Raw genomic sequence first — 23,919 nt, forward strand, 5'->3', positions numbered from 1 at the left:
ACCGACGGTTGGTATTAAAATTAAAGGAGGAAATACGAATGGAGAATAATAAAGGATTTTCAAGAGACTTTTGTCTGGTCGTAGCAGGGCAGATTATTTCCTTATTTGGAAATGCGGTGATGCGATTTGCCCTTCCGCTTCATCTTTTAGATGTTACGGGCTCAGCGGCGGCGCTTGGCATTGTATCCGGACTTGCCTTTCTTCCGCTGGCAGTGATGGCTCCGCTTGGAGGAATTATCGCAGACAGAATCAACAAACGAAACATTATGGTTTTTTTAGATTTCTTTACCTGCGGGCTTGTACTGTTGTTTCTGGCGGCTTATGGGAAGATTAGTCTGGTCGGTCTGATTCTGGTTACTTTATTTTTGCTGTATGGAATATCCGGCGCTTATCAGCCCTCTGTGCAGGCGAGCGTTCCGCTACTGGTAGACAGAGAGAAAATAATGCCGGCGAATGCGGCGATAAATATGGTGTCCTCCTTGTCAGGCATGCTTGGGCCGGCGCTTGGAGGAATAGCCTATGCGAAATGGGGAATTCTCCCGGTAATGGCGGCTGCGGCTGTCTGCTTCTTTCTGTCTGCGGTGATGGAAATATTTATACGAATACCATTTGCCAGGAAGAGAAGAAGACGGTCGTTGTTAAGAGAAACAATCGAAGATATGAGAGGAGGCATCCGTTATATTACAAAGGAAAAACCGGAAATAGGGAAGCTGACAATCTGTTGTGCGGGAGTAAATATGGTCTTGTCGGCTCTTCTCATTATCGGGCTTCCTGTAGTGGTTATGCAGGTACTAAACTTTACAGAGAATACGGCGTCTAAAATGTATGGATTTTTGCAGGGGATTCTGGCGGTCGGAGGACTTGCCGGAGGAATGGCAGCAGGCATATGCAGTAAAAAATTGAAGCTTCAAAGCAGCTGGAAAATTCTTTTGGGCTGTGCAGGACTGCTGATTCCTATGGGGGCGGCGGTATGTTTATCTGGCATGCCTTATGGAGCATATGGAATGATAGCGGCGGCGGGAATGGGAATTATGGCGGCTTCATCTCTGTATGTCATTCAGATCATGTCTTATATCCAGATGACAGTGCCAGACGAGATGATAGGGAAAGTCATTGCCTGGATGATTGCGGTTTCAACCTGTGCACAGCCTTTAGGACAGGTAGTGTACGGCTTACTTTTTGAATGGCTGAAGGAAATGGTATATATTATCTTTGGAACAGCGGCGGTGGTTTCAGCGGGAATCGCATATTATGCGAAACAGTTCAGCCCGCGCCATTCGTAAAACCGCACTGTGTGCTTATCGTGGCTGCCGCCGCCGTTTTACTCATTGATGGGCGCTTAAGCTCATACAGATGTACGCTCGCAAAAACATGCAGGCATGTTTTATGCTTCCCGCACACTGTATGGCTGAACTGTTACGGAAATATTCGCAGAAACTGAAAGAGTAATGCAGACAGACCGCAGGAGTGATATAATAAATGTATCTATTTACTGACATAGGCTTTTTGTCTGATAAGTGGAAGTCATGGAAAGACAGTCCAAAGGATTGGAGGGATAGATATATGAGGTGGATAGAGTGGGGAATTGCTGTTTTATTTCTCATTTTAACAGTCGTATTTCTTTCTGGAAAAGGCGCGTTTTTGATTGCCGGGTACAATACCGCAAGTTCGGAGGAGAAGAAGCGGTATGATCGCAAAAAGCTGTGCCGTGTGGTGGGAGCAGGGATGGCAGTTGTTACGTCGACTATATTTTGTACGTTGGCTATGGGAGAAAATATGCCTGCCTGGATGCCGAACGTTTTTCTTGCCATAACGCTTGTAACTGCTGTGGTTCTTCTGATTCTGTGTAATACTGTGTGCAAAGTCAGAGAAGATGCTTCAGAAAGGAAGGAAAGCCAGGAAGATATCCTGCAAGAAGAGAAGTCTGGAAAAACACAGAGAAAGTGGGGGATAAGAGGCTCCGTTATTTTTACAGCTGTGATTTGTGTATTTGTGGGAGTGCTCTTGGTTACAGGAGATATAGAGATTTCAGTGACGAGGGAACAGATCGACATTACAGGCTCCTACTGGAGCGATTATACAGTAGAGGCAGGAGATATTCTTTCCGTTTCTTACACAGAGGACTTGGACACAGGGAAAAGAACAGGCGGATTTGGCAGCTTTAAGCTGGCAGAAGGGAACTTTAAAAATAGTGAATTTGGCTCCTATAAGCTGTATGCATATACAGGGTGTGACAGTTATGTTGTCATGGAAACAGCAGACAAGATGGTTGTAGTAAATTGCGATACGAAAGAAAAGACAAAAGAACTGTACGAAAAGATAAAGACGGCGGTGTACCGGTAAGGTACGCCGTCTTTCATAGCTGTGCTTTGGTGCGGGAATGTGCAAAGCATGTTCCCTTTATGTAAAATTTTTTAGTCCAAATTTCGGGCTGCATTTAATTTTGCCGCTTTTAAAAATAAGAGCAGTCCAATGAAAAACATAACGGATAACGCACTGACTCCCATATTGACACTGCCGGTAATCTGGCTTAAGAAAGAGACAAACGCAGTTCCGATAATCGAGGCGCCTTTTCCGCAGATGTCATAGATTCCGAAATATTCTCCGGATTTTTCAGCTGGAATAATTTTGGCAAAATAGGAGCGGGATAAAGCCTGTATTGTACCCTGGAACATTCCTACTAAAACGGCGAGAATCCAGAAATCTAACTGTGTGTCCAGCCAGTAGGCATAGATGGCAATACAAAAATACGCGGCGATACAGACAGTAATTATCTTATCGGGGGATATTTTCTTTACCAGCCTTCCAAAAATCAGTACGGATGGAAATGCAACAATTTGTGTCACGAGCAGGGCGACAAGAAGCCCATTGCTGTCCAGTCCTAAAGCCTGTCCATAGGCCGTCGCCATATCGATGACTGTATAGACTCCGTCAATATAAAAGAAGAATGCCAGCAGAAAGAGAAAAATATGTTTTTCTTTTACCAGTTCCCGAAAGGTATGCCCCAGACGGCGGAAGCTGTCTCTTATTACATGGCTCCCCATCTGTACATAATATCGTTGTCTGTAAGTTTTTATCAGAGGGAGAGCAGAGCCGCCCCACCAGACGGCAGTAATCAAAAAGGCGATAATCATGGACTGCTGTGCGTTTAAGCCTATATTTCCCCCGAACAGGACGATAAGAAGGCTTATGGCAAAGGGGATACAGCTTCCGATATAGCCCCAGGCGTAGCCATGAGAAGAAACCCGGTCCATTCGCTCTGGTTCTGTTATATCGGGAAGCATTGCGTCATAAAATACGAGACTTGCAGAATATCCAGTCTTTGCAAGGATAAAGACAACCAGGAACCAGAACCAGGAAGAGAGAAAGCCCAGAAGAATACATCCGGCGATTCCTACAGCCATAACAATTCCAAAGATTTTCTTTTTAAAATTCTTGACGTCAGCGACGGCTCCCAGTGTAGGGCCGATAAGCGCTACCAGCAGGGTGCTGACAGAGACTGCATATCCCCAGTAGGCGAGATAGTCTACATCTGAAATTCCGGCATTTCCGGCAAGTGTATTAAAGTAGATGGGAAAGATGGTAGATACCATCATTGTAAACGCTGAGTTTCCTACATCGTAAAGTACCCAGTTTTTCTCCATTTTCGTCAGTTTAAATTTCATACTCATTCCTCTCTTTTGGCGAAATATTCTATCTTCCTATAAGGGAAGAGTCCCCCAGTTTTCTCCGGCTCCAAATGTTCTGTGGAAACGCTGTGGAAGCTCTTTTTGTTCAAACAGCATCCTTTGATACTGGATAATCAGTCCTGCGGCAAGAGGTACTGCCCCTGCATATAGCCGCCTTAGAAGCTGGCAGTAATTTTCACAGGCAGAATTTGGCGCTTCACTCATCACCATTCCATGCATGGTATCATATTTTTTTGCCAGCTTCATGGCTCCAAAGAGAAACCAGCGTTTTTTCGGATTTGGAGCAAGCAGCACTTTGTGATAAAAAATCATAGATTTTAAAGCTTTTTTTATTGTATCCGAAGAGAGTCCCTCGAAGAAAGGCGCTATGATTTCGGCATTTGCTTCCGTAGGGTGGATATGACGTACAGTGAGATACTTCACCGGATTGATATAGTCTTCACACAGAAGAAGCCTGTCAAATTCCATCTCAATTTCCGAGTGAGTAATCCCACTTGACTGTATCATTTTTTCGATATAAGGATGACATTCACTATCCAAAGCAAAATGGCAGATAAAGCCATAGATATAGGCTCTGGCTGCAGCAGGTTCTGCGGCTGTTTTTATGATTTCTGCCGCCTGGTTAAAAAATACATCCGCCATTTTTTCATGCAGGTCATATCCTTGTTCGCTGACTGGATTTTTCATAAGAGCTTTATAATAAAACAGGATGTCAGGCCCATGAAGTCCAATGTCAAAAAGCTCTCTGTGGTTTTCTATGGCACCCTGCAAAGGACGCGGCAGCGCGCTGATGACTTCTTTTCCAAATCTATAATGTGCATAGGTTGTCGGCATAATTTTTCTCCTTTTGTAAAATCTTTTTCACATCATAGGTATATATTATCACATAATCAATGTAAAAAAAGTATTATGTTTGTGAAAAATAAAAGTAAATCTTGACATTTTAGTTTATCATTTTATATTATATAGTATACGGTCTTTATATTCTCAATTTGAATATCTGATTGGGAGAAGAATTTCGTATATCAAATCAACAAGGGCTTGTACTGGTTTCGACAGGGATCTTGAAGATGGAGAAGCTATCCGCAGGTTGATGCGTCAAATCACGAATTTAAAATTAAACGCTAACGATAATTACGAATTAGCTGCAGCCTAATTGCTGCATGTCAGCCTTAAAGCACTCACACTTTAGGGAACTGGCACCGACTATGTGAGAAACGATGCCGGCAAAGCTTTGAGCCGGCAGGCGTATGATGAAGCTACCGAAACTGTAAGGATGTTAGTTTCCGTACAGCGGGGGGAATCAAAAAGAACTAACTATGATAGTAGAAGTACATGGGATAGGTTTTTGGACGCGGGTTCGATTCCCGCCAGGTCCATATAAGGGGTATTAGCGCAGTTGGGAGCGCGCAACATTCGCATTGTTGAGGCCACGGGTTCGAATCCCGTATACTCCATTGCAAACGCATACCTAAAGGGTATACCGTAATTTACTCCCTACAGGATGACCGGCTTGTCCGACGAAGATTAATGCGGGATTTCGATTTTTATGCAGCGTGTGAGCTGTGTATGCTTTGGAATCCCGCATTAATTTTTTGTAACAGTTCAGCCATACAGTGTGCGGGAAGCATAAAACATGCTTGCATGCTTTTGCAAGTGTACATCTGTATGGCTGAACTGTTACAATTTTTTCTTTCTATTTTTAGTGTTGGTAAAGGAAATGGGGGATACAAAGAAATATATCCCGACTGCGTTATTCATCCGAGTTGAAAGAGATTAAAAAAGTGTGAAATAACATTGAATTTGATTAAATTTTTATGGGAACATGCTATAATTGATACAGAGTCAGTCATATTTTTACGTCGGGGAGATACATATATGGAGAACTTTGTAAAATTACATAATATCACAAAGATTTATAAAATGGGAGAAGTCGAGATCCGTGCAGTGGACGGGATCGACTTCTCGATCCATAAGGGAGAATTTGTTGTAATCGTAGGTCCAAGCGGCGCTGGAAAGACAACGGTGCTCAACATATTGGGCGGAATGGATACGGCTACATCTGGAAGTCTTGTTGTGGATGGGGAAGAGATCACAAAATATTCGGCAAGACAGTTGACTGGGTACAGGAGGGAGGACATTGGATTTGTGTTCCAGTTTTATAATTTGGTGCCGAATCTGACTGCACTGGAAAATGTAGAATTGGCGCTGCAGATCTGTAAAGACCCCCTGGATGCGAGAACGGTTCTGGAGGAAGTAGGGCTTACCGACCGTATGGATAATTTTCCTGCCCAGTTATCGGGAGGGGAGCAGCAGCGTGTCTCGATTGCAAGAGCACTGGCAAAGAATCCAAAGCTCCTCCTCTGTGACGAGCCGACAGGGGCATTGGACTATAATACAGGAAAAGCAATTTTAAAACTTCTTCAGGATATGTGTCGGGAACGCGGCATGACAGTGATTGTCATCACACATAATTCTGCTTTAGCGCCAATGGCGGATCGGTTGATTAAAATAAAAAACGGCAGGGTATCCAAAATGGAGATCAATGAAAATCCGGTGTCAATAGATGAAATTGAATGGTAGGTTGTTTTGATGAACAGAAAAGCATTGAGAAAAGATTTTTATATGGAAGTCAGACGCAGCTTGGGCCGTTTTCTGTCTATCTTTTTCATTGTGGCGATTGGCGTTGCGTTTTTTTCGGGTATCCGTTCAGCGGAGCCGGATATGCGGGTGTCAGGAGACGCTTATTTTGATGAGAAAAATCTGATGGATATCCAGGTTGTCAGTACACTGGGGCTTACAGAGGACGACGTCCATGCACTGGAAAAGGTAGAGGGAATCGAAGCAGTAGAGGGCGGGTATTCGGCAGATGCGCTCTGTACAGGGAATGAAAATGAAAGCGTTGTACATATCTCTTCTATCCTGCCGACAATGAACAAGGTGCAGGTGGAGGAAGGACGGCTTCCGAAAGCAGCAGATGAGTGTGCGGTAGATGTGGATTTTCTGGAAGCCGGTGAATATAAAATTGGAGATAAGATTACATTCCGTTCGGGGACGGAGGATGCGATTACAGATACATTGCAGACAGATACTTTTACAATTGTAGGTGCAGTCAGCAGTCCATGTTATATTTCCTTTCAGAGAGGCAGCACGACCATTGGCACAGGGAGTGTAGATGGATTTGTCAGTGTACCGGCAGACAGCTTTGATATGGATGTATATACAGAACTGTATGCATCGGTAGAAGGGGCAAAGGCATTGACTGCGTTTACTTCCGCATATGATGACCGGGTGGGAGAAGTGACAAGCCGTGTGGAGGAGATAAAAGAAGGACGTGAAGCTGCTCGGTATCAAGAGGTGATAGATGAGGCGAATTCCCAACTGGAAGAGGCGAAGGAAGAGTTGGAAGAGGCACAGTCCGAAGCAGAAGAACAGCTTGCGGAGGCAGAGCAAGAGCTGGAGGACGGGCAAAGTCAGATAGATAGTGCAAAGGCGGAGATAGAGAATTCTTTGAATCAGCTTGCAGCTTCGGAAAGTGAGCTGACGGCAAAGCAAGGGGAAATTGACAGTGCAAAGGCAGAACTTGTCTCCAGACAGTCGGAGCTGGACGCGGCGAAAGCAGCATTAGAGACACAAAAAACTGCGTTAGAGGCAGGAAACATTACAAAAGACGAGACCTATCAGGCAGCCTACCAACAAGGGTATAATACGGCATTATTGCAGGCATACGAAGCGGCAGACGCAGAATTAAATACACAGGCGGCAAGGATTGAGAGCGTCATCACTCAGTTGAAAGAAGAGATTCAGGCATTAGAAGAAGCAGGAGATACTGGTGAAAAGCTGGAAGAATTAAAAACACAGCTCGCAGTGCAGGAGGCAGCCCTTGCGCAGATAAATAGTGATGCCTTTAGAAGTACGGTAAAGGAACAGGCAAAGGAAGAGTTAGATGCTGCTTTTCCCGAACAGTTTCATGAGCAGTACCGACAGCAGGCATTGGAGCAGGTAAATGGGTATCTTTCTCAACTAGACACCGGACAGAGTCAGATCGATCAGGCGCAGGCACAGCTCGTCTCCGGACAGGAGCAGCTTGACAGCGGCTGGGCACAGATTAGTCAGGCAAAAGCACAGCTGGCAGCCGCACAGGAAGAAATTGCAGAAAAAGAGCAGGAGCTTATCGAGGGCCTAAGTGAGTATGAGCAGGGAAAAACAGAGGCAGAAGAACAGCTCACAGAAGGAGAAAAGAAGATACAGGAGGCAGAAGATGAGATTGGAAAGATTGAACATGCGAAATGGTATGTCAATGACAGGAATGATGCGATAACAGACTATTCCGGTTATGGGGACAATGCGGACAGGATGCGGGCAATCGGGGAAGTCTTCCCTGTTTTGTTTTTTCTGGTTGCAGCGCTAGTCAGTCTGACGACTATGACTCGCATGGTAGAGGAACAGAGGACATTGATTGGTACACTGAAGGCGCTTGGATATGAGCGTCATTCAATCGCGGGGAAATATCTGGGCTATGCGTTTCTGGCTACGGTCGGAGGCTGTACGGCGGGTGTGCTGATCGGAGAGAAGATACTGCCGTATATTATCATTACAGCCTATGGAATTATGTATACGCATATGGACATTGTTCTGGTTCCTTATAATCTTTCTTATGCAGCGGCGGCTTCGGCAGCAGCTTTGGTCTGCACGATGGGGGCTGCGTTCTTTTCCTGTTTCAAAGAATTAAGAGAGCAGGCGGCGGAGCTGATGCGTCCGCCGGCGCCGAAGCAGGGAAAACGAGTTTTGCTGGAGAGGCTGACGTTTATCTGGAAAAGATTAAGCTTTATATGGAAAGCAACGGTGCGTAATCTCGTACGATATAAAAAGAGGTTTTTTATGACTGTATTTGGTATCGGAGGTTCGATGGCGCTTCTGCTTGTGGGATTTGGGCTTCAGGATTCAATTTTTAATATTGGAGTGCTGCAATATGAGAAAATACAATTATATGATGGAAATGTAATATTAAATGAGGAGGCGGACGCCGGGGAAAAGCAGGAGGTATATGATTCGCTCCAGGCAGACAGCCGGACGGACAGGACAGCAGAGAATCTTCTGACACAGGTAAAAGTACACAACGGAGAGAATAAAGGAGAGGTGTACTTAAATGTGCCGGAAAATACAGAAGATTTTTCCGAGCTGATGGTTTTTGAAAACCGGGTGACAAAGGAAAGATACAGCTTGGACAATGACGGCGTGATTTTGACAGAAAAAATGGCTAAGACACTGGATGTAGAAGCAGGCGAAACAATAGAGATACAAGATGACGTCAAAGGGGAGATTCCGGTAAAAGTAGAAAGCATCTGTGAGAATTACATGGGGCACTATCTATATATGACTTCAGAGTTGTATGCCAAGCTATATGGAAAAGAACCGGAGTATAACGCAGTATATTTTAAGACACAAGATGGAACAACAAAACAGGCACAGGGAATCGGAGAAGAAATACTGGAAAATCCAGGCGCTTTGAGTGTCAGCTATACAACAGATATAGAGAGTCAGTTGGACGATATGCTGGGAAGCCTGGATATTGTGATTGTTGTACTTGTAATTTCCGCCGGAATGCTTGCCTTTGTTGTACTGTATAATCTGAATAATATCAACATTACAGAACGTAAGAGGGAACTGGCGACGCTGAAGGTGCTTGGATTTTATGACAAAGAAGTCAGTGCCTATGTGTATCGTGAAAATATCATTCTGACGGTGATAGGCGGTATATTCGGAATGATACTGGGGAACATTTTACATCAGTTCATCATTGTAACGGTAGAAATTGAATCTGTCATGTTTGGAAGAAATATTAATATTAGCAGTTTTATCTATAGTTTTCTGATAACACTTGCATTTTCTTTCTTTGTAAACGGTGTTATGTATTTTAAACTGAGAAGAATTGACATGGTGGAATCGTTAAAAAGTGTAGAATGACATAAGAAAGATGGTGAGATTATGGAAAGAGCAAAAATTTTGGTTGTAGATGATGAGAGCAGGATGCGCAAGCTGGTAAAAGATTTTCTCGTCAGAGAAGGGTATATTGTGCTGGAGGCAGGAGATGGCGTAGAAGCAATGGATATTTTCTATGAGGAGAAAGACATTGCACTGGTGATTCTGGATGTTATGATGCCTAAAATGGACGGCTGGCAGGTATGCAGGGAGATTCGGGAAGAATCAAAGGTACCGATTATTATGCTGACGGCACGTTCAGAGGAACGGGATGAATTACAGGGATTCGAATTAGGGGTGGATGAATATATATCCAAGCCCTTTAGTCCGAAGATTCTGGTGGCCCGTGTGGGAGCTATTTTAAGGCGCACGATGGGAAGCGCCGCGGGAGAGCTGCTCGAAGCCGGCGGTATCGTGGTGGACAAAGCAGCACATATTGTAAAGCTCGACGGACAGGTGACAGAGCTGAGCTTTAAGGAGTTTGAGCTGCTTGCATATTTTATGGAAAATCAAGGAATTGCGCTGTCACGTGAGAAGATTTTAAACAATGTATGGAATTATGATTATTTTGGAGATGCACGGACGATTGATACGCATGTAAAAAAACTGCGCAGTAAGTTAAAAGATAAGGGAGAGTATATCAAAACGATTTGGGGAATGGGCTATAAATTTGAGGTAGAAGAATGAAATGGTCAATCAGGAGCCAGATTACTGCTATTTTTATTGGACTGATTGTATTGATTCTGGCAGGAATGTTTGTAATCAATTCTGGATTTCTAGGGCAGTATTACGTAGCGCACAAGGAAAAAGACCTGGTGGATACCTATGAGGTGATTGACAGGGCTCTTTCAGATGGAAAATTTACATCTGAAAGTGTAAAAGATAAGGTATTGAATCAGTCAGAGAAGACAAATATTGATATTTCTATAATGGATACAGCAGGAGGAAATATTATCTTTTCTACTATCAAGGACGAAAGAGGGCTGCTGTTTGGCAGAATGCTGGGCTATTTCTTTGATAAAAATCAAGGGGACGGGATTGTGCTGGAAAGTACAGATGCATATCAGATTTTAAAAGCGACAGATACGGCAAACAAGACGGATTATCTGGAGATGTGGGGATATTTTTCAGACGGTTCTTTTTTTACGATGCGTAGTCCCCTGGAAAGTATCCGGGAAAGCGCGAGTCTGGCAAATAAATTTCTGATTTATATGGGACTTACAGGAATTGTGCTGGGAGGAATTTTAGTCTGGTTTTTCTCTAAAAAGATTACAAAGCCGGTTTTAGAGCTCGCAGAACTGTCAAGGAAGATGGCAAATCTGGACTTTAATGCAAAATATACAAGTGGAGGGAGTAACGAAATCGGAGTTCTGGGAGAGAGCTTCAATATCATGTCGAAACGTCTCGAAAAGACGGTATCAGAATTAAAGAGCGCAAACAATAAGCTATTAAAGGACATTGAACAGAAGGAAAAAATCGAAGATATGCGCAATGAATTTCTGGGAAATGTCTCCCATGAGCTAAAGACGCCTATTGCGCTTATTCAAGGCTATGCAGAGGGGCTGAAAGAGGGGGTAAATGACGATCCGGAAAGTCGTGAATTTTATTGTGATGTAATTATGGACGAGGCAGGGAAGATGAACCAGATGGTGAAAAATCTTCTGACGCTGAATCAGTTAGAGTTCGGATCTGATGAATTGGAGTTTGAACGGTTTGATATAGTGGGACTGATACGCGGAGTAATAGCAAGCTGTGATATCCTGATTCAGCAGGCAGAGGCGTCGGTATCCTTTGTAGCAGATTCCTCTGTCTATGTTTGGGCAGATGAGTTTAAAACAGAGCAGGTAGTGCGTAATTATCTGACGAATGCGATTCATCACGTGGAAAATGAGAAACGGATAGAAATCCGTGTGCTTCCAAAACGGGATACAGTCAGGATCACTGTATTTAACAGCGGAAAGCAGATTCCTAAGGAGGATGTCTCAAAGCTGTGGGACAAGTTTTACAAAGTGGACAAGGCGCATACAAGAGAGTATGGAGGGAACGGAATTGGTCTGTCGATTGTAAAGGCGATCATGGAATCTTTCCATCAGGCATATGGAGTACAAAATTTTGACAATGGAGTGGAATTCTGGTTTGAATTGGAACCAGACGTAAGCATAAAGAGCGAAGACTGCGTTAAAAATGAACATTACGGACAGGAGAAGAAAGATGGAGCTGTGGAAGGCCAAGCTTTACATGAAAAGGGAAATGAGGTAAAATACGAAGAGCTTTAGTGAGGTGTGAGGAACATGATTGCGATAATTGATTATGATGCAGGAAATATAAAGAGCGTGGAGAAAGCGCTTATCCATTTAGGGCAAGAAGTAATCGTAACAGGAGAGAAGGAACAGATTGAAAAGGCGGACAAAGTGATTCTCCCCGGCGTGGGCGCGTTTGGAGACGCAATGAAGAATCTAAGGCAGAGCGGACTGGACAAGGTGATCCGGGAAGTCGTTGACAGGGGGACTTTTTTCCTGGGTATCTGCCTGGGGCTGCAGGTTCTGTTTGAGAGCAGTGAAGAAGCACCGGGAGTAGAAGGACTTGGTATCCTGGAAGGAAAAATTTTACGGATTCCGCAGAAAGAAGGTTTGAAAATTCCACATATGGGGTGGAATTCCCTTTGTCTAAAAAACGAAGGGAGGCTTTTTAAGGGAGTAGAGGAAGGTGCGTTTGTGTATTTTGTACATTCCTATTATCTGAAAGCGGCAAATGAGAAGATTGTGAAGGCTTCTGCGCAGTATGGCGTGTCTATTGACGCATCTGTAGAACAGGGCAGTCTGTTTGCGTGTCAGTTTCATCCGGAGAAAAGCAGTGAAGCAGGCTTGAGGATACTGAAAAATTTTGTGGAGCTTTAACAGGAGGCGGAGGCTATGTTTACAAAAAGAATTATCCCCTGTCTGGATGTCCATGCAGGAAGAGTTGTAAAAGGAGTAAACTTTGTAGATTTAAAAGATGCTGGAGATCCAGTGGAGATTGCCAGGGCCTATGATACAGCAGGGGCAGATGAACTTGTGTTTTTGGATATTACAGCATCGTCTGACGCACGGCAGACGGTGGCAGATATGGTAAGAAAAGTGGCGCAGTGCGTGTTCATTCCATTTACAGTGGGCGGAGGAATCCGCACGGTGGAGGATTTTCGCGTTCTGTTAAGGGAAGGGGCAGACAAGATTTCGATCAATTCTTCTGCGATTCAGACCCCGGAACTGATACAGGATGCCGCGGAAAAATTTGGCAGTCAGTGTGTGGTGGTCGCGATTGACGCGAAGAAAAGAGCAGACGGAAGCGGCTGGAATATCTACAAAAACGGCGGAAGGATTGATGTAGGTATAGATGCGGTAGAATGGGCGCAGAAAGTGGAGGCGTTAGGAGCAGGTGAGATACTTCTTACAAGCATGGACTGTGATGGAACAAAGGCGGGATATGATTTAGAATTGACGCGTACAATTGCGGAGCATGTGTCGATCCCGGTGATTGCTTCTGGAGGCGCGGGGCAGCTTAAACACTTTAAAGAAGCTCTGACAGAAGGAAAAGCAGATGCGGCGCTGGCAGCCTCGCTGTTTCATTATAAGGAGCTTGAAATACGGGAGGTAAAAGAGTATTTGAGAAAAGAAGGGGTTTCTGTCCGTCTATAGTGCAAAAAAGACAGGCTTCTATATAGAATCATCTCATAAGGCTATACAACAGAAAAATATATAAGGGAGGAACAAGAACGGCATGGCAGGATTAAATGGCGACTGGTATGAAGCGCTGAAAGAAGAATTCAAAAAGCCCTATTATAAAAAACTATTTGAAACAGTAAATCAGGAATATAAAACAAAGAGGATTTTTCCGCCGGCAAAGGACATATTCAATGCATTCCATCTCACACCGCTTCACGATGTGAAAGTTGTGATCCTTGGACAGGATCCATATCATAACTATGGACAGGCGCATGGACTATGCTTTTCAGTGCAGAAAGGAGTAGCAATTCCTCCTTCGCTGGAAAATATTTATCAGGAGCTGCATGATGACCTGGGATGTACAATTCCGCATCATGGCTGCCTGACAAAGTGGGCCCAGCAGGGGGTGCTGATGCTCAATACAGTGCTGACTGTAAGGGCGCACCAGGCAAATTCCCATCGCGGGATTGGCTGGGAAGAATTTACAGACGCGGCAATTCTCGCACTGAACAGGCAGGAGCGACCGATGGTGTTTATTCTGTGGGGCTCTCCGGCACAGAGAAAGAAACGGATGCTGCGCAATCCGAAACACTTGATATTAGAGGCTGCACATCCAAGCCCACTTTCTGCATTCAGAGGCTTTTTTGGCAGCCGGCCATTTAGTCAGACAAACCGTTTTCTAGAAGAACATGGTATAGAACCGATTGACTGGCAGATAGAAGATTAAAAAACTCCTTTGAGAAGAAGGATAGCATGAAAGTTTTCTTCTCAAAGGAGTTTTTTATATGGCATCTTTCATTTTTATAGCAGAATCACTCCATTGCCGGCGCCGATTCTGTCAGCCCCTGCTGCGATTAATTCTTCTGTAAATGCGCGGGTGCGGATACCGCCGCTTGCCTTTACCTGTAAACGATCCCCAACTGTTTCTTTCATCAGTTTTATATCTTCTATGGTTGCTCCACCTGTGGAAAAGCCAGTGGAAGTCTTGACAAAAGCTGCTCCCGCTTCCTCGGAAAGCTGGCATGCTTTTCTTTTCTCCTCCTCTGTCAAAAGGCAGGTCTCAATTATGACTTTGACGATCGCCGGTTTGGAGGCGTCTACTACCGCTTTAATATCATCTCTTACAAAATCCCAGTCTTTATCTTTCACAGCGCCGATATTGATAACCATATCGATTTCAGAAGCGCCTGCTTTTACAGCTTCTGAGGCCTCAAAAGCTTTTGCGGATGTCATCATAGCGCCCAGAGGGAAGCCGACAACACAGCAGGTTTTGACATCTGTTCCCTTTAGCTCTGAAGCGACAAGTGTAGCATGGCAGGTATTTACGCAGACAGACGCAAATCCATGCTCTTTAGCTTCCTGGCAATAACGGATGATCGTTTCTTTCGTAGAATCTGCTTTTAACATAGTGTGATCGATTTTCTTTGCAATATTCATTATTCTCCTCCTGTATTCCATAAATAAATTTAGATAATGGTACGTATTTTGGTTCTGTACTGACAGATGCCCTAATTTATGATTATTATACCATAGACAAAACAGAAAAACAACTGAAACCGCTTTTATTTTTTGTTGGGGGGGGGTATAGTAAAAATATACAAAAAATAATATAAAATTATATGAAAATTGACGTTTTGATGAATAATATTGAGTTTTAGATTGACTATATTGGGTTTAAATGGTATGGTTGACTTAATAAAAATGAAAGCGGTTTCAAAAATGTTTCATAGAAACAGAACAGAAATTAAAAAAACGGGAGGGTGCAAAATGAGCAAGGTCGTTGTATTTGGCAGTTTTGTAGTGGATTTGATGGCACGAAGTCCTCATCTTCCAGTTCCAGGGGAGACGGTAAAAGGTTCCGTCTTTAAAATGGGGCCGGGAGGAAAAGGTTTCAATCAGTGTGTAGCTGCTCACAAAGCAGGAGCAGATGTTGTGATGATAACAAAACTGGGAAAAGACAGTTTCGCGGATGTGGCGCTTGGTACAATGGATGAACTGGGGATGACGAAAGAGAGTCTCTTTTATTCAGATGATGTAGAAACGGGAATTGCATTGATCTTGGTGGATGAGAACACAAGTCAGAATGAAATTATCATTGTACCTGGCGCATGCAACACGATTACGCCGGAGGAAGTTGCAAAAATTGAAAACGTTATAAAAGAAAGCGAATATGTCCTGCTTCAGTTAGAAGTAAACCAGGATGCAAATGAGTTGGTTGCAGATATGGCAAACCGGTATGGATGTAAAGTGATTGTTAATACAGCTCCGTATGCAAAAATCAGTGATGAGTTTCTATCAAAAGCCTATATGGTTACGCCAAATGAAGTAGAAGCAGAAGAGCTGACAGGAGTACATGTAGACAGTCTTGAATCGGCACATGAAGCGGCGGAATACTTCTATAAAAAAGGTGTACAAAAAGTGATTATTACGCTTGGCTCAAGGGGAGTATTTGTTTCATCAGATGGAAGAGAAGAAATTGTTCCTGCATTTAAAGTAGAGGCAGTAGATACGACCGGGGCGGGAGACGCATTTAACGGAGGACTACTTGCAGCACTTTCCGAAGGAAAAGACATATGGGAGGCGGTGCGGTTTGCAAACGGGCTCGCCGCGCTCTCTGTACAAAAAATGGGAACAACCCCGTCTATGCCGAAACTAGAAGAGGTTGAAAAATTTTTAAAAACACATTAAAGATTCATATATAAAAAGGAGGAAGTAAAATGTTAAAAGGTATTCCAACTAGAATTGGATCTGACCTGCTGAAAGCGCTTGCAGACATGGGACACGGTGATTTGATTGTAATTGCAGACGACTTTTATCCGCCGGTTACAAAAACTCCTGGCGGGATCAGTATTCAGGCGAAAGGAAATACGGCGCCAGAGATGATTGAAGCTATTTTGCAGCTTATGCCGCTGGATGTAGAGTATTGTGAACATCCGGTAGAGTATATGGTGCCGGACAAGGATGCGGGCATCACAATGGAAAGACCGAAGGTATGGGATGACGCGATTGGCGCTGTAGAAAAGAACGGATATAGTGCAGAACAGGTAGGAGAAATTGAGAGAACGAAATTTTATGAAAAAGCGGGAAGAGCCTATGTAACTGTATGCACCAGTGAGAGACAGCCGTATGGATGCTTTATTATGCAGAAAGGTGTTTTGTAAAAAGAAATTCAAATGCTTATTGTCGGGTGACAATTTAAGTAAAGAAAAAAGGAGGAAAACTTATGAAAATGAAAAAGTTGGTAGCAGCAGTATTGGCAGGAACGATGGTGCTTTCTCTTGCGGCGTGCAGCAAAGGGGGAGATTCCGGCAAAGCTTCTGGAGGAGGAGACGGAGAAACTTATACAATCGTATATTTGACTCCTTCTACGGCTTCCCAGTTCTGGACTTATGTAGGAATTGGAATTGAAAATGCCATGAAAGATATGGAAGAAGAACATGGCGTAAAGATTGATTTCTCAACAGTAGGACCAGCAGAGGAAAGTCAGACAGAAGAATATGTAACGGCATTTGAGCAGTGTATTGCAAAGCAGCCAGATGCGATCGTGACAGCGACCCTGGCGATTGACGCGACAGTTCCAAAAGCACAGGAGGCTACAAATGCAGGAATCGTGCTGAATTTTGTAAACTGTGGCCTTGGCGTGGGAGACGATGGAGCCCATGAAGAAGCCTACAATGAGTTCTATTATTGCTCTAATGATACAATTGGAGAGATGGCAGCAGAGGCATTCCTTGATATTGCAGCAGAAAAAGGCATTTCAACAGAAGAAGGTGTTCTTGGGATGAATACAAATGTTGAAAACGAAGCGCTGAACCACAGAGTTGACAGTTTCCGTGCATATATCGAAGAGAACGCACCGGGATTGGAAATGACAGATACATATTATAATGGAAACGTAGTAGAAACAGCACAGTCTAATGCTGAAAATATCATATCTACATATGGAGACAAACTGATGGGTATGTACTCCGGAAATAATATTACAGGCGACGGCGTGTGCCTTGCTGTACAAGGTTCTGGAATTGCAGATAAGATCGTAAATGTTGCGGTAGATTCTGATGATACAGAGATAGCAGCTTTGGAGGGTGGTTATCTGGATGCGATTATTGTGCAGGATGCTTACGCACAGGGATATAAATGTATGGAAAATGCGATTTTGACGCTGATTAATGGAGAAAATCCGGAAAGTGAAAAGCAGGTAAACTGCCCGCCGGTAGTTATCACAAAGGATAATATGAATGAAGAGGAAATGCAGGATCTGCTTGACCCGACACGACTTCAGAAATAAGAAAGGTGTTTGAAACAGAATAGTAGTTTGATGAATCTAGGGAGGCTGTAGGAAATTGGTGAGATTTGCCGCTGCCTCCCGTTGTTATCAGAAAGGATGGAATTATGAGCGAGACAATTATGAAGATCGACCACATAAGCAAATTTTATCCTGGCGTCACAGCGTTGAACAATGTGAGTTTTGAGATTAAAAAAGGTGAAGTTCACGCTCTATGCGGTGAAAACGGTGCGGGAAAATCCACACTCATCAAATGCATTATGGGAGTCGAGAAACCAGATGAGGGAAAGGTTTCGATGAACTATAACGGAGAATGGATAGTCAATGCCAACGCGCTGGAAGCGCAGAGTCACGGTGTATTCGCCAATTATCAGCATGTCAATATTGCCTTGGATTTAAGCATTGCTGAAAATTACTTCCTGGGCAGACAGCCTAAGACAAAACTAGGAATGGTGGACTGGAGGAAAATGCAGGAAGACAGCCAGAAGATTATCGATAAATTTGAGATGAACGTAAATCCGAATGAGAAAATAAAAACCCTTCCGATTGCTATGCAGGCGATGGTGACGATCAGCAAAATATCGGTAAATGATGACATCAGGGTAGTAATTTTTGATGAACCTACAGCACTTCTGGAAAATGAAAAAGTAGATATTCTTTTCAAGTTTATAGCAGAACTGAAAGAAAGAGGAGTCAGTATTATCTATATTTCTCATCGTCTGGAAGAGGTTATGGATATCTGCGATACAGTTACAGTTTTGAAAGATGGTACATATGTGGATACAAAACCAATTTCAGAGGTGACGAAGGATTCTCTGATTGCCATGATGGTAGGACGTGAAATGTCAGATATTTATAATATCAAACATCAGGTTCCAGGAGAAGAAATCTTAAAAATTGAGAATTTTACAGACAGCAAACATTTTAAAAACATTAATTTCAGCTTGAAGAAAGGCGAGATCCTAGGATTTGTCGGATTGGTTGGAGCAGGCCGGAGTGAAATTATGCGTGCGCTGTGCGGAGTGGAAAAAAGGCTGTCTGGTGATGTATATGTAAAAGGGAAGAAAGTGAACATAAAAAATCCAAGCGACGCTATGAAATACGGAATCAGCTTTCTGACAGAGGACAGGCGGACAGACGGGCTCGCGCTTCAACTTCCAATTAAGACGAATATCAATATGAATTCCTACGAAATGATAAGCAAAGGCGGCGTGATTTCTCTGAAGGAGGAAAACAACAGGGCAGAGGATTATTCAAAACGTGTAAATGTCAAGACACCGAGTGTAATGCAGCTTGTGGGTAACCTGTCAGGAGGAAATCAACAGAAGGTCGTTATTGCAAAACTGCTGTGCTGCGATCCGGATGTCCTGATTTTTGATGAGCCTACAGTCGGCGTGGATGTGGGGGCAAAGGAAGAAATTTATAAAATTATGGAAGGACTGACAGCACAAGGAAAATCAATTATTCTGATTTCGTCTTACCTGCCGGAAGTTATGGGGCTGTCTGACCGGTTGATTGTTATGGCGCAAGGAAAGATAACAGGTGAATTTGCAGGGGAAGAACTGGCAGGCTTAAGAGAAGAAGATGTTCTGAAACGGGCATCTATTGAAGGTTAGGAGGGTCATTATGAATCATGCAAAAAAAGGAAAAAACAGTTCTTTGACCAGCGTGTTCCAAAAGACGGAATTTACGCTTGGCATTATTATAGTGGTGCTGTTTATAGTTGCCACAGTAGGGACAGACAATTTCTGTACAGTATATAATATTACAAACCTGATGAAACAATGTGCGATCATCGGTGTACTGGCAGTAGCGCAGACAATGATTATTATTACAGGCGGCATTGATATAAGCTGTGGCGCGATTACAGGGTTATCCTGTATGGTTCTTGCACTCTTGCAGAGAGATACAGATGTAAACTTTTTCCTGACACTGATTATAGCGGTAGTCGTATCCGTCATTTGTGGTCTGGTAAATGGAATTATCGTATATGAATTCCAGGTTCCGGCTATGATTGCCACCTTAGGTACACAGACAATCATATATGGTACTGTAAAGATTATAAGCGGTGCCCTTACAGTCAGCGGCCTGGATCAGAGGCTTCTGGATATGGGAAATACAAATATCGGCGGTATTTTACCTGTTCTTGCCATTTTCTGGGTGATTGTATCAGTGATCATCTTTCTTGTTCTTAAATTTACTATCTTCGGACGGAACTTGTATGTAATAGGCAGCGGAGTAGAGGTAGCAAAGCTATGTGGTATCAAAGTACGCGGTATGTTTTACACTGTATATGCTTTTGCAGGTCTGCTGTATGGTATTGCCGGAATTATGCTTGCAGCACGTGTACAGAGTGCACTGCCGACAGGCGGAGAAGGATACGAAATGAATGCCATCGCGGCGGCTGTCATCGGAGGTGCATCACTGACAGGAGGAAGAGGTGCAGTAGCGGGGACAATTTTGGGTACCATATTGATGACGTTAATTAATAATGCAGGAGTGCAGTTTGGATTAAATACGCATGTGCTGTCGATTACAAGTGGTGTATTGATTATTTTGGCTGTAACAATGGATATGCTTAAGGCAAGGAAAAAAGGATAGAACAGTTTAGAAAAAATAACCCCTCGTTTTTCGGTATTCCGAAAGACGGGGGAGAGTTAAACTTTAAGGTGTATACAGCCTGTTTTTTTCGACGAAATCTTTCTGTATTTTGTAATCAGTGGCCCTCTCTTTACAAGAATGCGTGTGTCTTTGTAAAAAGAGGCTATGTAGTAATAAAATACCGCTTTATGATAGTTGACATATTCTCAAATTGTTGCTATCTTGTAAAAAGCTAAATAATTGCCAAATAGGGCGAAGGAAAGGTGTTTTCATGAATATCTATGATATAGCAAAAGAAGCGGGAGTTTCGCCGTCGACGGTTTCCAGAGTATTAAATAATAGAGACAATGTAAAAAAGGGTACCAGGGAGAAAGTACTTCAGGTGATAGAAGGTAAGGCATACAAACCCAACCTGCTGGCCAGATCTTTGAGTGTGGGAGTGTCGCGCAACATTGCATTTCTGGCTCCTGATATTGAAAATCCCTTTTTTAGTAAGATACTCCATGGAATTTCAGACTGTGCGATTGAGAAAGACTATAATGTTTTTATGTTTGGAACCGATGAAAATACAGAGAGGGAGCATAAAATCTTGGAAAATCTAAAGCCGGAAATGATGATGGGACTGATTATTACTCCGGTATCTGAGAGGGATGAAAATACAGTAGAATGGTTGAAGCGGTTTGAACAGCAGGGAATTCCCATTGTACTGGTAGACAGAGATATTCGTGGCTGCAAATTTGACGGCGTTTTTTCAAATGATGAGGAAAGTGCCTGTGAGGCGGTGGAGTGTCTGATTGAGGAAGGACACAAAAAAATCGGCGTTATAACCGGACCGGAGACATCAAAACCAGGACATGACCGCTGTGCAGGCTATAAAAGAGCGCTGAAAAAGCATAACATCGAAATAAATGAGAATTATATTGTCAGAGGCGGTTTTAAAGAGGAAGGCGCTTATCGGGCAATGAAAGCGCTCATGGAACAAAAGGAACCTCCGACCGCAGTTTTTTCTTGTAATAATATGACAACACTAGGCTGCTTGAGATATATGCAGGAAAAGGGGATGAAGCTGACGCGGGACATTTCGATGGTTTGTTTTGATGAAATAAAAGAACTGGAATATACGGACATTCATCTGACTTCTGTAGCAAGACCTATCTATGAGATGGGATATGAGGCGATGCATATTTTGGAAAAGCGATATGAAGACAAAGAAAAGAGAGGGTCGGACAGATATATAATCAGAAGGCATATAGTCAATCCGTACCTTGTAAAACGCGGTTCGGAAAAGTACTTGCAATTTTAATGTGAAAGTATTATAATATTTTCCGTGCAGATGTAGTTCATCGGTAGAACACCAGCTTCCCAAGCTGGGGAGGCGGGTTCGATTCCCGTCATCTGCTTTACGGAGATTCCTTGCATGATATAGCAGTTTAGCACTGTAATCATGCAGGGTTTTTTATTGTATAGGAAACTTTGTTTCCTATACAATAAAACCCTCTGGGGGATGCGCACGCCGCAATAAGGAAACTTTGTTCTATAAAGCTAAAGCGGTGGCTGTTTATCTCTTTCTCTGGCAGAAAAAGTTTGGATAAGCTGCTTTCTTTTTTCTTTGGGTATTTCCTGTATAGATAGAACAGGTGCAGGCGTTCCTTCATAAGGGAGGAGCGCCTTTTCATACCATGACACATCTCGCCATTTTCCGCATTTATATCCTGTATTATGATAGGTTCCAAGGCAGGAAAAGCCCAGAGTAGTGTGCAGGCGTTCACTTTTTTCATTGGGAACAGTGATTCCGCTGTAAACAGTATGTATCCCCTGCTCTTGGAGCAGCGCGATTAAAAGCCGGTACAATTTTCTCCCTAAACCTCTGGAAGTATAACTTTTATCCAGATAAATAGATAATTCTGCGTTCCACTGATAGGCGGCACGTTCCATCTGGCGGTGTGCATAGGCGTATCCTATGATTTTCTTATCTTCCTCACAGACAAGATAAGGGTAAAATGCAGAAAACGTCCGGATACGTTCTTGGAATTCTTCTATGGAAGGAAGGGTCTCTTCGAATGTGATAGGAGTATCAATATACTGGGCGTAAATTTTCAGCAAATCTTCTGTATCAGATAAACGGACAAATCGGATAGTCATAGGCAGGCTCCTTTTCTATGTAAATTATGAACAGTTCCAGACAACATTATAGCAAATCCAGGAAGCGGGAAAAAGTATTTTCGATCTTAAGAAATTCAAAAGAATTGCTTAAAATTCATCAAGGCGCGTGGTTGACATAAATACGGGTAAAATGCGCCAACTATGCGGGTTTCAATGAAGTGCTATCTAAATAAATGACATTAAAAAAAGTCATAATAAATGGTATCCGTTTACAACACGTTTACAACAAATCACTGTTCTATTTGTATCTTTTCAATTTCATGTCTCAAGTCTTCCAGCTCCCGATGTCCATATACCTTGTTTGTCATATCTGAAAACGCATGCCCTAGCATCCTTTTCCTGTCGTTCTCTTTTACCTCAAAGCGTTCGCATAATTTAGAGAATGTATGTCGGCAATCATGGGGAGTATGCTTTTCAATTCCTATTACGCCAAGTGTTTCATACATTTTTTTCCTGAACGTGCCTTTTGTTGTAGGCAGCAGCGCCCCTTCCCGATTTATCCGCTTTTTCACAAGCGGCATAATTCCTGAATGAATGGGTACTATTCGGTTTTTGCTGCAGTCATTTTTAACCCCGCCTTTGAAATATCCTTCTTTCAGATTCACTTCAAGCGTCCGATATGCTTCAATGCGGAATCCAGAATAACACATAATAAGTAGCATTTCCACAATATCATTATTCTTATTCTTCCAAAGTATTTTTAATTCTTCTGTACTAAATGGTACGCCTTTTTCTCTGTCATTCTTTGCGTTGACAGAAACGTATTCGGCATAGTTCATTGATACAATATTATTTGGCACTGCGTATTTATACATTTGGTTATACAATAGTTTAACGGATTCAGCAGTTGCCTTTTTATGTGTTTTTAGAGTTGCGTCCAGGGCCTCCTGTAAATCATCAGCTTTTAATTCCTCAAATATTCTATTATGCAGCGTCTCTACATTCTTATACCCTGATATTACACGTGCTTCTGAAGAAGACTTTCTACCTTTGTAGCCGTATTCTTTGCCGAATTTGCGCTTATAAGATTTCTCAAATACTTCCGAGAATTTCGGCTTATCTGTATCAGGTTCACTATTAAACATTTTTTTGTTGTAATCTGATACCAGTTTTTTGAAAAAAACATCATTGATACCAGAATCTGGCCGCATATTTTGCTCAATCATTACTTCATCTCCCGGCGTGTATGTTCCGGCATGATATGAGACTAAGACTGCCAGTCCGACATCCCAGCCGGATACATAGCATAAAGCTGGAGGTGTCTTTTTCTTTCCGTTGTCATATTCCTCAATTGCTGGTGGATAAACTCCATAGGGATTCCTGCGTTTTTTACCAAGAAAGCGTATCTGGCCGTAACCGTTTGGCAGTTTTTCATGTTTCTTTCGTCGTGGCATAGTTATCACCTTCTTTCTGAATATAAAAATAACAGCGCACAAATGTTCTGTATTGTGCAGCTGCACCGAAGATGATACAATATTCCTGTCAAAGAGTTGCATAT

The 23,919-nt window shown here is 42.9% G+C and carries 20 protein-coding genes, 2 tRNA genes and 1 other RNA gene; 18 read left to right on the forward strand and 5 right to left on the reverse strand.

Translation table 11 applies throughout. From position 1 onward, the window contains the following. The first annotated feature begins 38 nt into the window (after positions 1-38). The gene (locus tag H8S37_RS12400; protein WP_186876373.1) at positions 39-1,283 is read left to right on the forward strand and encodes an MFS transporter; all 1,245 of its coding nucleotides are present in this window, start codon (positions 39-41) and stop codon (positions 1,281-1,283) included. Between the two features lie 280 nt (positions 1,284-1,563). Further along, positions 1,564-2,343: a DUF3784 domain-containing protein gene (locus H8S37_RS12405; RefSeq protein ID WP_186876374.1), complete on the forward strand. Its 780-nt coding sequence runs from the start codon at positions 1,564-1,566 to the stop codon at positions 2,341-2,343. A gap of 71 nt (positions 2,344-2,414) precedes the next feature. Here H8S37_RS12405 and H8S37_RS12410 read toward each other — a convergent pair whose 3' ends face one another. Both H8S37_RS12410 and H8S37_RS12415 read right to left on the reverse strand, forming a co-directional pair. Continuing rightward, on the reverse strand, positions 2,415-3,665 hold the full coding sequence (locus H8S37_RS12410; RefSeq protein WP_186876375.1) for an MFS transporter: 1,251 nt from the start codon (positions 3,663-3,665) through the stop codon (positions 2,415-2,417). Between the two features lie 36 nt (positions 3,666-3,701). Continuing rightward, positions 3,702-4,523, reverse strand: coding sequence for a zinc dependent phospholipase C family protein (locus tag H8S37_RS12415; RefSeq protein WP_186876376.1), 822 nt, complete (start codon positions 4,521-4,523; stop codon positions 3,702-3,704). A gap of 203 nt (positions 4,524-4,726) precedes the next feature. Here H8S37_RS12415 and ssrA point away from each other — a divergent pair. From ssrA to H8S37_RS12460, 9 genes are all read left to right on the forward strand, one after another. Next, positions 4,727-5,071, forward strand: a transfer-messenger RNA (tmRNA) gene (gene ssrA, locus H8S37_RS12420). Positions 5,072-5,073: 2 nt separating this feature from the next. Beyond that, positions 5,074-5,146: transfer RNA gene (locus tag H8S37_RS12425), tRNA-Ala, on the forward strand. A 421-nt stretch (positions 5,147-5,567) separates the two neighbouring features. Next, the gene (locus tag H8S37_RS12430) at positions 5,568-6,272 is read left to right on the forward strand and encodes an ABC transporter ATP-binding protein (protein ID WP_186876377.1); all 705 of its coding nucleotides are present in this window, start codon (positions 5,568-5,570) and stop codon (positions 6,270-6,272) included. Positions 6,273-6,281: 9 nt separating this feature from the next. After that, the gene (locus H8S37_RS12435; RefSeq protein WP_186876378.1) at positions 6,282-9,656 is read left to right on the forward strand and encodes an FtsX-like permease family protein; all 3,375 of its coding nucleotides are present in this window, start codon (positions 6,282-6,284) and stop codon (positions 9,654-9,656) included. A gap of 21 nt (positions 9,657-9,677) precedes the next feature. Next, a complete protein-coding gene (locus H8S37_RS12440) occupies positions 9,678-10,358 on the forward strand; it encodes a response regulator transcription factor (protein ID WP_186876379.1) in 681 nt (226 codons plus the stop codon). Beyond that, entirely contained in the window at positions 10,355-11,947 is a 1,593-nt protein-coding gene (locus H8S37_RS12445; RefSeq protein WP_186876380.1) for a sensor histidine kinase, read from the forward strand. Before H8S37_RS12440 ends, H8S37_RS12445 begins: the two co-directional genes overlap by 4 nt. Positions 11,948-11,962: 15 nt before the next feature. After that, entirely contained in the window at positions 11,963-12,568 is a 606-nt protein-coding gene (gene hisH / locus H8S37_RS12450) for an imidazole glycerol phosphate synthase subunit HisH (RefSeq protein ID WP_186876381.1), read from the forward strand. 15 nt (positions 12,569-12,583) lie between these two features. Further along, the gene (gene hisF / locus H8S37_RS12455; protein ID WP_186876382.1) at positions 12,584-13,345 is read left to right on the forward strand and encodes an imidazole glycerol phosphate synthase subunit HisF; all 762 of its coding nucleotides are present in this window, start codon (positions 12,584-12,586) and stop codon (positions 13,343-13,345) included. 82 nt (positions 13,346-13,427) lie between these two features. Further along, entirely contained in the window at positions 13,428-14,099 is a 672-nt protein-coding gene (locus H8S37_RS12460) for a uracil-DNA glycosylase (protein ID WP_186876383.1), read from the forward strand. 74 nt (positions 14,100-14,173) lie between these two features. Here the strand turns inward: H8S37_RS12460 and deoC are convergent, their stop codons facing one another. Continuing rightward, the gene (gene deoC / locus H8S37_RS12465; RefSeq protein ID WP_186876384.1) at positions 14,174-14,809 is read right to left on the reverse strand and encodes a deoxyribose-phosphate aldolase; all 636 of its coding nucleotides are present in this window, start codon (positions 14,807-14,809) and stop codon (positions 14,174-14,176) included. A 330-nt stretch (positions 14,810-15,139) separates the two neighbouring features. On the opposite strand from deoC, the gene rbsK reads away from it, so the two are divergent. From rbsK to H8S37_RS12500, 7 genes are all read left to right on the forward strand, one after another. Beyond that, positions 15,140-16,060, forward strand: a complete 921-nt coding sequence (gene rbsK, locus H8S37_RS12470; protein ID WP_186876385.1) for a ribokinase — start codon at positions 15,140-15,142, stop codon at positions 16,058-16,060. A gap of 29 nt (positions 16,061-16,089) precedes the next feature. Then, complete coding sequence (locus tag H8S37_RS12475; RefSeq protein ID WP_186876386.1) at positions 16,090-16,533, forward strand: RbsD/FucU family protein; 444 nt, start codon at positions 16,090-16,092, stop codon at positions 16,531-16,533. A 62-nt stretch (positions 16,534-16,595) separates the two neighbouring features. Next, positions 16,596-17,660: a substrate-binding domain-containing protein gene (locus H8S37_RS12480; RefSeq protein ID WP_330605002.1), complete on the forward strand. Its 1,065-nt coding sequence runs from the start codon at positions 16,596-16,598 to the stop codon at positions 17,658-17,660. Positions 17,661-17,764: 104 nt separating this feature from the next. Then, complete coding sequence (locus tag H8S37_RS12485; protein WP_186876387.1) at positions 17,765-19,273, forward strand: sugar ABC transporter ATP-binding protein; 1,509 nt, start codon at positions 17,765-17,767, stop codon at positions 19,271-19,273. 10 nt (positions 19,274-19,283) lie between these two features. Further along, positions 19,284-20,258, forward strand: a complete 975-nt coding sequence (locus H8S37_RS12490; protein WP_186876388.1) for an ABC transporter permease — start codon at positions 19,284-19,286, stop codon at positions 20,256-20,258. A 271-nt stretch (positions 20,259-20,529) separates the two neighbouring features. Continuing rightward, a complete protein-coding gene (locus H8S37_RS12495; RefSeq protein WP_186876389.1) occupies positions 20,530-21,561 on the forward strand; it encodes a LacI family DNA-binding transcriptional regulator in 1,032 nt (343 codons plus the stop codon). A gap of 26 nt (positions 21,562-21,587) precedes the next feature. Next, a tRNA-Gly gene (locus tag H8S37_RS12500) sits at positions 21,588-21,658 on the forward strand. A gap of 142 nt (positions 21,659-21,800) precedes the next feature. On the opposite strand, the gene H8S37_RS12505 is transcribed toward H8S37_RS12500, so the two are convergent. Both H8S37_RS12505 and H8S37_RS12510 read right to left on the reverse strand, forming a co-directional pair. Next, positions 21,801-22,400: a GNAT family N-acetyltransferase gene (locus H8S37_RS12505; RefSeq protein ID WP_186876390.1), complete on the reverse strand. Its 600-nt coding sequence runs from the start codon at positions 22,398-22,400 to the stop codon at positions 21,801-21,803. A 251-nt stretch (positions 22,401-22,651) separates the two neighbouring features. Further along, positions 22,652-23,815: a tyrosine-type recombinase/integrase gene (locus tag H8S37_RS12510; protein WP_186876391.1), complete on the reverse strand. Its 1,164-nt coding sequence runs from the start codon at positions 23,813-23,815 to the stop codon at positions 22,652-22,654. Positions 23,816-23,919: the final 104 nt, after the last annotated feature.

Origin of the sequence: Mediterraneibacter hominis (assembly GCF_014287475.1) — a bacterium.
Classification (GTDB): Bacteria; Bacillota; Clostridia; order Lachnospirales; family Lachnospiraceae; genus Mediterraneibacter; species Mediterraneibacter hominis.